The organism is Pantoea sp. ICBG 828 (genome assembly GCF_002928355.1).
Lineage (GTDB): Bacteria > Pseudomonadota > Gammaproteobacteria > Enterobacterales > Enterobacteriaceae > Pantoea > Pantoea dispersa.
In genome coordinates this window covers 325,475-339,041 of record NZ_POWN01000001.1, presented here as the reverse complement: position 1 = coordinate 339,041, position 13,567 = coordinate 325,475, and the positions used below count along the sequence as shown (strand labels likewise).

Sequence of the window (13,567 nt, the reverse complement as noted above, 5' to 3'; positions counted from 1 at the left end):
GGCCTCAGTGCGCGACAGAGATGGTGCAGGTGGTACCGGCCACCAGCGGCACATTATCCGGTACCGCGTTTAGCCGGATACGCACCGGAACGCGCTGCGCCAGCCTGACCCAGGGCACGTTGGGTTTGATATCGGGCACCAGACCGCCGTCGCTGGCGATGCTTTGATCGTAAATGGCCCGCCCGATACTCTCCACCTGGCCCTGCAGTCGTGCGCCGTTGCTATACAGCACGATTTGCGCCGCCGCGCCGGGCTGGATATGGCGCAGTTTGGTCTCTTCGAAATAGCCCATCACATAGTAAGAGTGGCTGTCGACCAGCGCGAACAGTGGCGTACCGGCGGTCGCGTAATTGCCGGCACGCAGCGTCAGGTTACTGACCCAGCCGTCGGTCGATGCCGTCACCGTGGTTTGCTGCAGGTTCCAGCGCGCCTGATCGAGCATCGCCTGTGCGGCTTTCGCTGTGGCGGCCGCCGCATTCGCGTTGAGGCGCGCCGCGTCCATATCTTCAGCGGAGATCACGTTACGCGGCAGGCTGGCACGGCGATCCGCCTCATGCTGCGCTTTGGCGAGGTCGGCCTGCGCCTTCGCCAGCTGGGCCTGCGCATTGGTCAGCGCAATCTGCCACGGCACCGGATCCAGCGTCAGCAGCACCTCGCCTTTATGCACGAACTGATTGTCGCGCACGGCCAGCGTGCTGATACGGCCGGAGACCTCGGGCGTCACGTCCACCAGTTCAGCGCGCACTTTGCCATCGCGCGTCCACGGGGCCTGCATGTAGTAGTTCCACATCCACCAGCCTGCGAGCAGCGCCAGGGTAAACACCACAAGGGTAGAAAAGTACTTAAAGGGGTTGAATTTCATGGTGATTTATCCGAGGCTCAGTATCCACAGTGCGCCGCTCACGCACAGAACAAACAGTGAGAGATCCATTAAGGTGGGGTGCCAGACATCGCCGGAGTAGATCCAGCCGCGCAGCAGCGGATGAATCAGCAGCCAGAAAAAGAAGCCCAGCAGCACCGCTTTGAACAGCGGCGGGAAGAACAGTGAGGCACCGAACACCAGATCGGTCAGCGGCGCCGTCGCGGTGAGCGCGAAGATTGACACGTGGCATCATCCTTTTTACCCGGGCACGGTTAAATCAAGTGTAGACAGCGGGCGTGCTGTCTGGCCCGGGATTTGTAATTTGTCCTGTAAACTCGCAGAATAGTGTAAAATCTGGCTTGATAGCTAGCAAGCTAATTATAAGGAGATGAAATGGATACGCCGCTTGGAACAGATCTGTCTCGCCTGGTGCGCATCTGGCGCGCGTTGATCGACCAGCGTCTGAAGCCGCTTGAGTTGACACAAACCCACTGGGTGACGTTGCACAATATTCATCAACTCCCGCCAGAGCAGTCGCAGATTCAGCTGGCGAAAGCCATTGGTATTGAGCAGCCGTCGCTGGTGCGTACGCTGGATCAGCTGGAAGAGAAGGGGCTCATCACCCGCGCCACCTGCGCTAACGATCGCCGCGCCAAGCGCATCAAGCTGACCCGTCAGGCTGAACCGATCATTGAGCAGGTCGAAAACGTGATAGACGCGACGCGTGACGACATCCTCTCCGGCATCAGCCTGGAAGAGATCAATCAGATGGTGACGCTGATTGCCCGGCTGGAAAAAAACATTCTCGAGTTGCAGAACCGCGAGAAATAAAAAAACCGACGCACTGGCGTCGGTTTTTTTTATCTGTGCGCTTAGCGCGGAGAGACGGTGACCTGGCTGCCGTTGGAGGCCATCACCACGCGCTGGCCGACCGAGTAACGGCTGGCGGACTGCTTCTGCACCACCATAATGGTATTGCCGTCATCCTTACGGATCTCCAGCTCTACGCCGTCAGATTTGTTGAGCGCACCCTGCACGCCCTGACCGGCTACGCCGCCCAGTACCGCACCGCCGGCTGTTGCCAGACTGCGCCCCGCGCCGCCCCCGATGGTGTTACCGAGGAAACCACCCAGCACCGCACCACCAATAGCACCGATCACATTACTGTCATCGCCGCCCTGAATTTTTACCGGACGCACAGATACCAGCGTACCGTATGAGACACTTTGAACCTGCTTGGCTTCGCTGGCGCTGTACACATCGCCGGAAAGGGTATCGTTATTAACACAGCCAGCCAGCGTGATACCCGCCAGGGCTACGGCTACGAAACGCTTAATCATGAGAAAGCTCCTTAATGCAAAAAAACGCCATATTCTCGTCCTGTACTGCAACAGTATAAGTCAGAAAATGGTCAATTGACGCGATGTCCGAACAATATGCGGCTGGGCCGAAGCATAGACCACCGCCCATCAACAAAAATTCAATTGCCGGATGAAAATAGTTTGCTGCCGGAATGCGTGTCGCAGCGCAGTTGAAAAGCGGAAATTTATCATAGAATTAGCCCCGGTAATTTGCCAGGCTAAACACAGATGCATTGCAGGCCCGCAAACGGGTAAGGAAGCGCTATGAAATCAGGACGCTATATCGGCGTGATGTCCGGCACCAGCCTGGACGGCGTAGACGTCGTGCTGGCCGCGATCGACCAGCATATGGTGGCGCAACAGGCCAGCTACTGCCATCCCATCCCGCTGGCGCTGCGTCAGCAGGTGCTGGCGATTTGTCAGGGACAGACGCTGACGCTGTCGCAGCTCGGTCAGCTTGATACCCGGCTCGGCCAGCTATTTGCGGAAGCCGTACTGACGCTGATGCAGCAGCAGGCGCTGGAGGCCAGCGATATCATGGCGATTGGCTGCCACGGCCAGACGGTGTGGCACGAGCCGCAGTCGGCAGCACCGAATACGCTGCAAATTGGCGACAATAACCAGATCGCTGCCGCGACCGGCGTCACGGTGGTGGGTGATTTTCGCCGCCGCGACATGGCGCTGGGCGGCCAGGGCGCACCGCTGGTACCGGCTTTTCACCAGGCGTTGCTGATGGACAGCGTTGAACGGCGCATGGTGTTGAATATTGGCGGCATCGCCAATCTGTCGCTGCTGATCCCCGGTCAGCCGGTGCGCGGCTTTGATACCGGACCGGGCAATATGCTGATGGATGCGTGGATCTGGCGCCACAAAGGCCTGCCGTTTGATAAAGATGCCGGCTGGGCGCGCAGTGGCCAGGTCGTGCCCGCGCTGCTGGAGCAGATGCTCGGCGATCCGTGGTTTGCTCTGCCGCCACCCAAAAGCACCGGTCGGGAATACTTTAACCTGGGCTGGGTGGAACAGCAGCTGCAGCGCTTCCCGGCGCTGGCCCCGCAGGATGTGCAGGCAACGCTGTGCGAGCTGACCACGCTGACTATCGCCCATCAGGTACAGCTCAACGATGGCTGCGATCGTCTGCTGGTGTGCGGCGGCGGCAGTCGCAATCCGCTGCTGATGGCGCGGCTGGCCGCGCATCTGTCTGGCACCGAGGTGGGCACCACCGATCAGGCCGGTATCAGCGGTGATGATATGGAGGCGCTGGCCTTTGCCTGGCTGGCGTTCCGCACCCTGTCCGGGCTGCCGGGCAATCTGCCGGCGGTAACCGGCGCGCGCGAAATGAGCGTGCTGGGTGCCATCTATCCCGCCAATCCCCATGCAATACGTTAAGGAGCAAACATGAAGAAGATGATCGTGCTGGCTGGCACCCTGACCTTACTCAGCGGCTGTGGTATCTGGCATAAGCCTGCACCCGCGCCAGAGACGTTACATTACCAGTGTGGCACGCTGCCGCTGACGGTCACTCTGGACAACGCGAAGCAGCAGGTGAGCTTTATTCTGGACGGCAAACCACTCACGCTGACCCAGACGGTGTCTGCCTCCGGCGCGCGCTACAGCGATGGGACCTACGTTTTCTGGTCAAAAGGCAATGGCGCCTTTGTTGAACGCAACGATAAAATCGTGATTAATGATTGTGAACTGCAGAACGCGGATGCCTCCGCACAATAAGAGAGAACCGGGATACCAGCATGAGCGACAGTGACAGCTTGCAACAAATTGCCCACCTGCGTCGGGAGTACACGCGCGGCGGGCTGCGGCGCAAAGATTTGCCAGATACTCCTCTGGCGCTGTTTGAACAGTGGCTGCAGCAGGCGTGCGCCGCGCAGCTACCCGATCCCACCGCCATGACGGTGGCGACGGTGGACAGCAGCGGCCAGCCCTATCAGCGCATCGTCCTGCTTAAACACTACGATGAGCAGGGCATGGTGTTTTACACCAACCTCGGCAGCCGTAAAGCGCTGCAGCTGGCGGACAATCCGCGCATTTCACTGCATTTCCCCTGGCACTTCCTTGAGCGTCAGGTGATGGTGCTGGGCGAAGTGGAGAAACTGTCGCCGCTGGAAGTGCTGAAGTACTTCCACAGCCGTCCGCGAGACAGCCAGATTGGCGCCTGGGTATCGAAACAGTCGAGCCGGATTTCCGCGCGCGGCGTGCTCGAGGGCAAATTTCTTGAGCTGAAGCAGAAGTTTCAGCAGGGGGAAGTGCCGCTGCCGAGTTTCTGGGGCGGATTCCGCGTCAGATTCCACACCATGGAGTTCTGGCAGGGCGGCGAACATCGCCTGCATGACCGCTTCCTTTATCAGCGTGATGGCAGCGGCTGGACAATCGACCGTTTAGCACCGTAAAACTGCGTTTTATCCCCTTTCAGCGCTGGCGCACGGCTCGTCAGCGCTTTATGCTATAGCCCTCATTTTTTTCGTATCCGCACGTCAGCGGACAGCTGTGTACCAGCATAGGTGCAGTCTGATCAATTTGGAGTCAGTGATGACCAGCAGTAACCTGATACAACAATTGCAAGAGAGAGGCTTAGTAGCCCAGGTAACGGACGAGGAAGCGTTAGCAGAGCGGCTGGCGCAAGGGCCAATTGCACTCTATTGCGGCTTTGATCCCACCGCTGATAGCTTGCACTTGGGCCATCTGGTGCCGCTGCTGTGCCTGAAACGTTTCCAGGATGCCGGCCACAAGCCGGTGGCCCTGGTCGGCGGTGCCACCGGCCTGATTGGCGATCCCAGCTTTAAAGCGGCCGAACGTAAACTCAATACCACGGAAACCGTTAACGAGTGGGTAGAGAAGATCCGCAAACAGGTTGCGCCTTTCCTCGATTTTGACTGCGGCGACAACAGCGCCATCGCGGCCAACAACTATGACTGGTTTGGCGGCATGAACGTGCTGACCTTCCTGCGCGATATCGGTAAGCACTTCTCGGTCAACCAGATGATTAACCGTGAAGCGGTGAAAATGCGCCTGAACCGTGAAGATCAGGGCATCTCCTACACCGAGTTTTCATACAACCTGCTGCAGGGTTACGACTTTGCCGAACTGAACAAGCGCTACGACGTGGTGCTGCAGATTGGCGGCTCCGACCAGTGGGGGAACATCACCTCCGGCATCGATCTGACGCGTCGTCTGCATCAGCAGCAGGCGTGGGGACTTACTGTGCCACTGATCACCAAGTCGGACGGCACCAAATTTGGTAAAACCGAAGGTGGCGCGGTATGGCTGGATGCGAAGAAAACCAGTCCGTACAAGTTCTACCAGTTCTGGATCAACACCGCCGACGCGGACGTCTATCGCTTCCTGAAGTTCTTCACCTTCATGAGCATTGAAGAGATCAATGCGCTGGAAGAAGAAGACAAAACCAGTGGCAAAGCGCCGCGCGCGCAGTATGTGCTGGCAGAGCAGGTGACGCGTCTGGTGCACGGCGAAAGCGGTCTGAGCGCGGCGAAGCGCATCACCGACAGCCTGTTCTCCGGCAGCTTGAGCGACATGACCGAAGCGGACTTTGAGCAGCTGGCGCAGGATGGTATGCCGACCATTAGCCTGAAGGCGGACGACGATCTGCAACAGGCGCTGGTGGCGGCGGAACTGGTGCCGTCACGCGGCCAGGCGCGCACCATGATTGGCTCCAACGCGGTGTCTGTCAACGGTGAGAAACAGTCTGATGCCGAGTATCGTTTCAGCGACAGCGACAAACTGTTTGGTCGTTACACGCTGCTGCGTCGCGGCAAAAAACACTACTGCCTGATTAGCTGGCAGTAAGGTGCAAGGGCCGGTCTCCGGCCCTTTTTTATGGCAAGCAGTACAGGGCAATAATGAAAAATATCCTCGCAATCCAGTCTCACGTGGTTTATGGCCACGCCGGTAACAGCGCGGCCGAATTCCCGATGCGACGCATGGGCGCCAATGTCTGGCCGTTAAACACCGTGCAGTTTTCCAATCACACCCAGTATGGTCACTGGACCGGCACCGTCATGCCCGCCACCCATCTGACCGATATCGTCAGCGGGATCGCCGCCATCGATCGTCTGAAAACCTGCGATGCGGTGCTGAGCGGCTATCTCGGCTCGGCGGAGCAGGGCGAACAGATCCTGGAAATCGTGCGTATGGTGAAGGCGGCGAATCCTGACGCCTGGTATTTCTGTGACCCGGTGATGGGCCATCCGGAAAAAGGCTGTATCGTCGCGCCCGGCGTGGCGGAGTTTCACTGCAAGCAGGCGATGCCGGCCAGCGATCTTATCGCGCCGAACCTGCTGGAGCTGGAGATGCTCAGTGGCCAGACGGTCGCTAACGTGGAACAGGCGGTGGTAGCCGCCCGCGCATTGATTGCGCAGGGGCCGCGCGTAGTGCTGGTGAAACATCTGGCGCGCGCCGGACGCCGTAGCGATCGCTTTGAAATGCTGCTGGTCACCGCCGATCAGTGCTGGCACATCAGCCGTCCGCTGGTGGATTTTGGTGTGCGTCAGCCGGTGGGGGTTGGCGATCTGACCAGTGGTCTGCTGCTGGTTGACCTGCTGCACGGCAAATCGCTGCAGGATGCGCTGGAACATGTGACGGCGGCAGTATATGAAGTGATGCTGAAAACCCACGAGATGGGCGAGTATGAACTGCAACTGGTGGCGGCGCAGGATGCGATTGCGCAACCCACGCAGCACTTTGCGGCAGAACAGCTGTAATCGCTGCTAATTAACAGGCCGGCCAGCACGCCGGCCTGTAGCGTCAGACCAGACCTTCAGCCTTCAGTGCGGCCTGAACCGCCGGCCGTGCGTCCACCCGCGCAAACCATGCCTCCAGCGCGCTCAAACCTTCGAGATTCAGTTTGATGGCTTTTGCCCAGCGCGTAACCACAAACAGATAGACATCGGCGACGGTAAAGCGTAACCCCATCAGCCACTGTTTATCCTGCAGCGCGTCGTTAACGCGCTGAAATTTCTGCTCCAGCTGTGCACGCACTATGGCTTTGTACTCTTCCGGCGTATCCGGACGGAACAGCGGGGAAAAGGTTTTGTGCAATTCGCTGCTGATGTAGCTCAGCCACTCCAGCGTGTGATAGCGCGTCAGGCTGCCGGTCGGTGCCAGCAGGTTGCGATCCGGCTTGAGATCCGCCAGATACTGCACAATCGCCACGCCTTCCGTCAGTATGCTGCCGTCATCAAACTGCAGCGCGGGAACCTGTCCTTTGGGGTTTATCTGCCAGTAATCTTCTCCGCGCTCGGTGACTTTCTTCTGCAGATCGACATTGACCTGCGTAAAATCCAGCCCGCATTCGCGCGCAACGATATGCGGCGAGAGCGAACAGGCACCGGGCTTACAATAGAGTTTCATCATGGCCTCTCCTGATGAGTTGTTGTGATGTCAGCAGCATAAAACTGCCAGAAATTTTTACCAGTGACAGCGATCAGGAATTGCGGGCGGGCGCGGGAAATTCAGCGGCCGCCTGCAGTCGCGGCGGCAGTGCCGTGAGCGCGAAATCCCAGAAACAGCGTACTTTGGGCGCCATGTTTTTCACCCGCTGCGCCACCAGATGCACCGGCAGCGGTGCCGGCTCCCACTCGCTCAGCAGGCGGATCAGCGTGCCAGCCTGCAGTTCATCTATCACCTGATAAGACAACAGACGGCCAATGCCCTGGCCACTGCGCAATGCATCCAGCTGGCTGGCGATATCATTGACGCGCAGGCGTGGGGTGATGCGCACACGCAGGTCGTGCGCGAAGCGCCACTCACGGGTATGGCGCACGCCTGCCACCAGCGCATGCATGCTGAGCTCAGCCGGATGGGCTGGGATTCCGGCCTGGCGAAGGTAGTCCGGGCTGGCGACCAGCATCGAGCGTACGCTGCCGACGTTGCGCGCCACCATCGACGAATCCTGCAGCTCGCCAATGCGCACCGCAATATCCAGCCCGTTTTCAATCAGGTCCTGATAGCTGTCGCTTAGAATCAGTTCGATTTGCATTTCCGGATGCTGTTGCAGAAAGGCATTGACCAGCGGCATCACGTGGCGACGGCCACACATCACCGGGGCGGTAATGCGCAGCAGGCCGTGCAGTCCGCTGTGGTGGGCGCTGTCGAGCGCGCTCTGGTAATCGTTAAGCAAGCGCTGCGCCTGCTCAAACAGCTGCCAGCCGCTCTCGGTGGGAGCCAGCTGGCGCGTGGTGCGTTCAATCAGGGTGGTGCCGAAACGTGCTTCCAGCGCATTCAGCGTGCGGGTAATGACCGGCGGCGAACGCTGCAATACGCGCGCCGCGCCAGCCAGGCTGCCCTGCTGAATCACCGCAACAAACACCTGCAGCTCGTCAAATCTGTCCATGAGCCATTCCCGATCTCAGCCGTGCAAGGCGAGCATAAAAAGCGTGTTGCTTAAACTACAGCGGAAAGCGGGGGTTGTGAAGGGGATAAAAAAAGCCGGGCTTAGCCCGGCTCAGAAACGATTACTGGTTAGCGCTGGCGCGCTTCAGTTCTGCCTGCGCGTCATCCTGCGTCATGCGGTTGAGCAGCGGGGCGGTAATCAGCATCAGCAGCGCGATTACGCCAGTGGCGATACCAATCTGCTGGAACACCTGGCTATACACGGCCAGTGAGGCGTGTGGATCGGTGACGTTTTCCGGCACCGCCATCAGGTTCGCTACCTTACCGGCAATCATCGCGGCGCCAGCGGTGGTGAGGAACCAGGAGCCCATAATGAAGCCCATCAGACGCTGTGGCACCAGCTGCGCCACCATCGCCAGGCCGAGACCGGAGATCATCAGCTCACCGATACTCTGCAGCGCGTAGCTCAGAATCAGCCAGTTCACCGAAACGATACCTGCCTGGTTCGCGAATTTCGCGCCAAACGGCAGCACCAGGAACGCTGCAGAGCACAGCACCATGCCAATGGCAAACTTGTGCGGCATCGGCAGCTTATCGCCAAGCTTGTTATAAACTGCCGCCAGAATCGGGCTGGCCACCATGATCCAGAACGGATTGAGCGCCTGGAACTGTTCCGGCTCAAAGGTGATACCGAGAATCGCGTGCTCAACGTTACGGATGGCGAAGAAGTTCAGCGAGGTTGGCATCTGCATGTACAGCACGAAGAACACAATGGCTTCGACCATCAGCAGGAATGCAACGATCATTTTGCGGCGTGCCGCACCGTGCAGCGCAAAGGCTTCTTTGGCAAACACCAGCACGATACCGATGGCGATCACGCCCAGCGTCATGCGGGCAATGCTCTGATGATGCAGCAGCCAGGTGGCCAGCGCGATCAGTGCAACCACGCCGACAAGGGTCATCAGCAGCTTACCGACCTGCAGCGGCGCAAAGTCTGGTTTGGAGCCGTAATTCTTCACCAGGCGCTGGCAGAACAGGAAGTTCAGCAGGGTGATCACCAGGCCCACCACCGACAGCGAAAACGCCGCGCCCCAGCCATATTTGGCCGCCAGCCACGGAGTCAGCATCATGGAGAACAGCGAACCGATGTTGATCGACATGTAGAACATTGTGAAGGCACCGTCGATGCGCGGATCGTCTTTCTCGTAGCAGGTCGACAGCAGTGAAGAAGGGTTAGCCTTAAACAGCCCGCTACCCACGGCAATGGTCGCCATGCCGACATACACCATGGTGGTGTCATGACCGGAGAAGGCAATCATCGCATAGCCCAGCGCCAGCACAATGACGCCGAGAATAATCACGCGTTTGGTGCCGAGCACTTTGTCACCCAGCCAGCCGCCAATGGCAACCAGGCCGTAAACCAGTGCGCTGAACGAGGTGAACAGGGTGATGGAGTCCGCTTCGGACATCCCCAGCTGTTTCACCAGATAGACCGCCATGATGGCTTGCAGACCGTAGTAGCCAAAACGCTCCCACAGTTCGATGGAAAAGATCAAATAGAACGCTTTCGGCTGACGGAAGGCGTTAAGGCTTACCGCCTCATCAGTGTGTTTGTTTGCAGTTGACACGTATACCTCAGTTTATACATCGCCTGTTTTACAACAGGAATTAAGTCTGCGTCGGGCTGGGTAATCCCGCGCAACATTGTTATTAGAAAGGAAAAACGGCGCCTAATTTGGCTGAATCAGGCCAACAGGGCAAGCATTTTCTGCACGCTGAAATACTTGTTACAGGCAGGGTTATAACCAGGGTAATAACTTGTAAATCAGTGTTAAATATCACTGCGTGACATTATAGCAGGATAATTGTTCTTGTTGCAGATCGGTTGATGGATTTTCCTGAGATAAACTGCTTTTCCTGCTCCGGGCAGGACATAATATTATCCAGCCCATTAAGCTGGATGATTCCCCTGATTTTTGCCGAAGAAGTAAGCGCAATTGTCTGATTGTTGAGCACAATAAGCGGCTGACAGTTCGCTGCAGGCTAATTTGTTGATCCTGCGCACAAAATTATCAATTAATTAGAAATGTAAAAAAAGAAAACGATTGCCGCTCTCCCGTTTGCCGACAATTTCACCACTTAATCGCGGCTTTCATCGTATAAGCTCTGCAGCACCCCCGGCGGCAGTGACTTGTTGCGCCAGGCAGGGGGAGGAGGGATAGCCGATCGCCAGCCCTTAGACAGCCTGAATAAATTGCTGTAACCTCGTTTTTTCCCTGCAAGGAACTCATCATGAAGCAGTCCGTTCGTGTCGCTCTCGTGGGCGATTACCGTGCCAGTGCTGTCGCGCACCAGGCTATTCCTCCCGCTGTTCAGCTTGCCGCAACCTCTCTCTCACTTAACGTAACCGCTGACTGGATCGCGACGCCGGAAATCGATCTGCCGCGTCTGCACGACTATGATGCCGTCTGGGTAGTGCCTGGCAGTCCCTTCCTGAATGATGCCGGCGTGTTCGACGTCATTCGCTGGGCGCGCGAAAGCGGTAAACCCTTTTTAGGCTCGTGCGCCGGCTTTCAATATGCGGTGGTGGAATACGCGCGCAACGTGCTGGGCTGGGAGGATGCTGGCCATGCCGAGACCGACCCTGACGCGCGTTGGGTGATTGCGCCACTGGCCTGCTCGCTGGTCGAGCAGCGCGGTGAGGTCACGTTTGAGCCGGGTTCGCGTATTGCTCAGGCCTACGGCGCGCTGCAGAGTAACGAAGGCTATCACTGCAACTTTGGCGTTAACGCTGAGTTCAGCGAGGCGCTGGCCACGCGCAATCTGCGTATTACCTCATGGGATCTGGAGGGGGATGTGCGCGGGGTAGAGCTGACCGATCATCCGTTCTTTGTCGCCACGCTGTTCCAGTCTGAACGCGCCGCGTTACAAAACCGGCTGTCACCGCTGGTCGTGGCGTGGCTGCAGGCGGCGCGATAACGGTTAATAAGCGATCTACGGCGCGCAGCGTCGCGCCGTTACCGATCAGTCGGTCTTTTCCGTGAACTCACACAAATCTTCAATCAGGCAGGAGCCGCAGCGCGGTTTACGCGCCACGCAGGTGTAGCGACCGTGCAGAATCAGCCAGTGATGGCAGTCAACCTTAAAGTCGGCCGGCACCACCTTGAGCAGCTTCTGCTCCACTTCCTCAACGTTTTTACCCGGCGCAAAGCGGGTGCGATTGCTGACGCGGAAAATGTGGGTATCCACGGCAATGGTGGGCCAGCCAAAAGCGGTATTGAGCACCACGTTGGCGGTTTTACGCCCGACGCCGGGCAGGGCTTCCAGTGCCGCGCGGTCTTCCGGCACCACACCGCCGTGCTGCTCCAGCAGAATGCGGCAGGTTTTGATGACGTTTTCCGCTTTGCTGTTAAACAGGCCAATGGTCTTGATGTACTCTTTAACGCCTTCCACGCCGAGCGCCAGCATTGCCGCTGGCGTATTGGCCACCGGATAGAGTCGGGCGGTGGCTTTGTTGACGCTGACATCGGTTGCCTGTGCCGACAACAGCACAGCGATCAGCAGCTCAAACGGTGAGCTGAAATTCAGTTCGGTGGTCGGATGGGGATTGGCGTCACGCAGTCGCGTGAGGATCTGCAGGCGTTTATCCTTATTCACACAGCCTTCCCGGTTTCGCCCTGCGGCGCGGCAGCAGCAGCGTCCAGCTGACGTGCGGCGCGCTGCTTCATTTTCTGATCGATCAGGTATTTGCCGGCCAGCAGCATACCGAGGCCGATAAACGCACCCGGCGGCAGCATCGCCAGCAGCATCGGTGAATCAAAATGCACCACTTCAATGCGTAGCGCTTTAGCCCACGGCCCCAGCAGCTGGTCAGCGCCATTGAACAGCGTGCCGTTACCAATCAGTTCACGAATCGAACCCAGCGTCACCATGGCGCAGGTAGCGCCCATACCGATGGCAAAGCCATCCAGCGCGGAAAGGGGAATGCTGCTTTTCGATGCCACCGCTTCCGCACGTCCCACCACAATGCAGTTGGTGACGATCAGCGGGATAAAGATGCCCAGCGACTGATACAGGCCATAGGCATAGGCGTTGATCAGCATCTGCACGCAGCTCACCACCGAGGCGATGATCATCACGTAGATCGGAATACGAATTTCACCCGGCACCCAGCGGCGCGAAGCGGAAATCGCACTGTTGGTGATGGTCAGTACCAGCGTGGTTGCCAGTCCAAGGCCCAGTGCGTTAGTGGCGGTTGAGGTCACCGCCAGCAGCGGACAGAGCCCCAGTAGCTGCACCAGCGCCGAGTTATTCTTCCACAGTCCGCCAATCAGTAAATTTTTCGCTTCACTCATGGTGCATCTCCACATTCAGGCAGCGAAGCGAGCTTCGCTGGCAGCGTTTCAATCAGCAGCGCCGTGCGTTTGGTGGCGTTGACCACCGCGCGCGGCGTGATAGTAGCGCCGGTAAACTGGTCAAATTCGCCACCGTCTTTTTTCACCGCAAAGGCTTTATCGTCGGCACCGTGCACCACTTTGCCGTTAAAACTGTTGATCCAGTCGGAAATTCGCAGCTCGATTTTATCACCAAGTCCCGGCGTCTCATGATGTTCAATCACGCGTACGCCCAGCACTTTGCCATGGAAATCGGCGCCGACCAGCATCTGTATCGCGCCAGAATAGCCGTCAGGGGCGGTGGTCTCAAGTGCGGCGGCCACCGGTTGATCCCCTTTGCGCGCCACATACAGATGATGCGGTTTGTCGTTGCCGAGCGCGCGGGCATCGGTCACCAGCAGACACTCCTGCTGAATACTGTTGTCGTACAAATCGGTGGGCACCACCTGGTCGAGCAGGTTTTTCTGCTGCAGCGCGGTCTGGTGATCGACCGTCGGTTTGGTGACATAGTTGACCACCGCCGTCACGCCGGTGGTGATCACGGCAAACATGCCCAGCGTGAACGCGTTTTTACGAATGGTTTCGATCAT

The 13,567-nt window shown here is 58.2% G+C and carries 16 protein-coding genes; 7 read left to right on the top strand and 9 right to left on the bottom strand.

What is annotated here, in order from left to right; genetic code table 11:
* Positions 1-4 precede the first annotated feature (4 nt).
* Positions 5-862: an HlyD family secretion protein gene (locus C1Y43_RS01550; RefSeq protein WP_104186769.1), complete on the bottom strand. Its 858-nt coding sequence runs from the start codon at positions 860-862 to the stop codon at positions 5-7.
* A 6-nt stretch (positions 863-868) separates the two neighbouring features.
* Entirely contained in the window at positions 869-1,105 is a 237-nt protein-coding gene (locus C1Y43_RS01545) for a DUF1656 domain-containing protein (protein WP_021506205.1), read from the bottom strand.
* 150 nt (positions 1,106-1,255) lie between these two features.
* Between C1Y43_RS01545 and slyA the strand changes: the two genes are divergently transcribed.
* Positions 1,256-1,693, top strand: a complete 438-nt coding sequence (gene slyA / locus C1Y43_RS01540; protein WP_010618966.1) for a transcriptional regulator SlyA — start codon at positions 1,256-1,258, stop codon at positions 1,691-1,693.
* Positions 1,694-1,734: 41 nt separating this feature from the next.
* Here the strand turns inward: slyA and slyB are convergent, their stop codons facing one another.
* Positions 1,735-2,202: an outer membrane lipoprotein SlyB gene (gene slyB, locus C1Y43_RS01535; RefSeq protein WP_021506204.1), complete on the bottom strand. Its 468-nt coding sequence runs from the start codon at positions 2,200-2,202 to the stop codon at positions 1,735-1,737.
* Between the two features lie 285 nt (positions 2,203-2,487).
* Here slyB and anmK point away from each other — a divergent pair, with 285 nt between their 5' ends.
* The 5 genes from anmK (at position 2,488) to pdxY (ending at position 6,953) form a co-directional block, all read left to right on the top strand.
* Positions 2,488-3,609, top strand: coding sequence for an anhydro-N-acetylmuramic acid kinase (gene anmK, locus C1Y43_RS01530; RefSeq protein ID WP_104186767.1), 1,122 nt, complete (start codon positions 2,488-2,490; stop codon positions 3,607-3,609).
* A 9-nt stretch (positions 3,610-3,618) separates the two neighbouring features.
* Positions 3,619-3,948, top strand: coding sequence for an MliC family protein (locus tag C1Y43_RS01525; RefSeq protein ID WP_021506202.1), 330 nt, complete (start codon positions 3,619-3,621; stop codon positions 3,946-3,948).
* Between the two features lie 20 nt (positions 3,949-3,968).
* Entirely contained in the window at positions 3,969-4,625 is a 657-nt protein-coding gene (pdxH, locus tag C1Y43_RS01520) for a pyridoxamine 5'-phosphate oxidase (protein ID WP_058769709.1), read from the top strand.
* Positions 4,626-4,764: 139 nt separating this feature from the next.
* Positions 4,765-6,039 (top strand): tyrosine--tRNA ligase, encoded by a 1,275-nt coding sequence (gene tyrS / locus C1Y43_RS01515; protein WP_059011053.1) that lies wholly within the window; start codon positions 4,765-4,767, stop codon positions 6,037-6,039.
* 53 nt (positions 6,040-6,092) lie between these two features.
* Positions 6,093-6,953, top strand: coding sequence for a pyridoxal kinase PdxY (gene pdxY, locus C1Y43_RS01510; RefSeq protein ID WP_058776274.1), 861 nt, complete (start codon positions 6,093-6,095; stop codon positions 6,951-6,953).
* Between the two features lie 43 nt (positions 6,954-6,996).
* Here the strand turns inward: pdxY and gstA are convergent, their stop codons facing one another.
* The 3 genes from gstA to dtpA form a co-directional block, all read right to left on the bottom strand.
* Positions 6,997-7,602 carry a glutathione transferase GstA gene (gene gstA / locus C1Y43_RS01505; RefSeq protein WP_181444756.1) on the bottom strand — a complete coding sequence of 202 codons (606 nt, stop codon included), beginning with the start codon at positions 7,600-7,602 and terminating at the stop codon, positions 6,997-6,999.
* 73 nt (positions 7,603-7,675) lie between these two features.
* The gene (locus tag C1Y43_RS01500) at positions 7,676-8,584 is read right to left on the bottom strand and encodes a LysR family transcriptional regulator (protein WP_058776276.1); all 909 of its coding nucleotides are present in this window, start codon (positions 8,582-8,584) and stop codon (positions 7,676-7,678) included.
* A 121-nt stretch (positions 8,585-8,705) separates the two neighbouring features.
* A complete protein-coding gene (gene dtpA, locus C1Y43_RS01495) occupies positions 8,706-10,211 on the bottom strand; it encodes a dipeptide/tripeptide permease DtpA (RefSeq protein ID WP_058757699.1) in 1,506 nt (501 codons plus the stop codon).
* A 664-nt stretch (positions 10,212-10,875) separates the two neighbouring features.
* Here dtpA and C1Y43_RS01490 point away from each other — a divergent pair.
* A complete protein-coding gene (locus C1Y43_RS01490) occupies positions 10,876-11,562 on the top strand; it encodes a CTP synthase (RefSeq protein ID WP_104186764.1) in 687 nt (228 codons plus the stop codon).
* 45 nt (positions 11,563-11,607) lie between these two features.
* Here C1Y43_RS01490 and nth read toward each other — a convergent pair whose 3' ends face one another.
* From nth to rsxG, 3 genes are read right to left on the bottom strand one after another with little or no spacing between them, the layout of a single operon-like run.
* Positions 11,608-12,240: an endonuclease III gene (nth, locus tag C1Y43_RS01485; RefSeq protein ID WP_021506194.1), complete on the bottom strand. Its 633-nt coding sequence runs from the start codon at positions 12,238-12,240 to the stop codon at positions 11,608-11,610.
* Positions 12,237-12,938 (bottom strand): electron transport complex subunit E, encoded by a 702-nt coding sequence (locus C1Y43_RS01480; RefSeq protein WP_058757701.1) that lies wholly within the window; start codon positions 12,936-12,938, stop codon positions 12,237-12,239. The genes nth and C1Y43_RS01480 overlap by 4 nt, the downstream gene beginning before the upstream one ends.
* A complete protein-coding gene (gene rsxG, locus C1Y43_RS01475) occupies positions 12,935-13,567 on the bottom strand; it encodes an electron transport complex subunit RsxG (protein ID WP_104186762.1) in 633 nt (210 codons plus the stop codon). Before rsxG ends, C1Y43_RS01480 begins: the two co-directional genes overlap by 4 nt.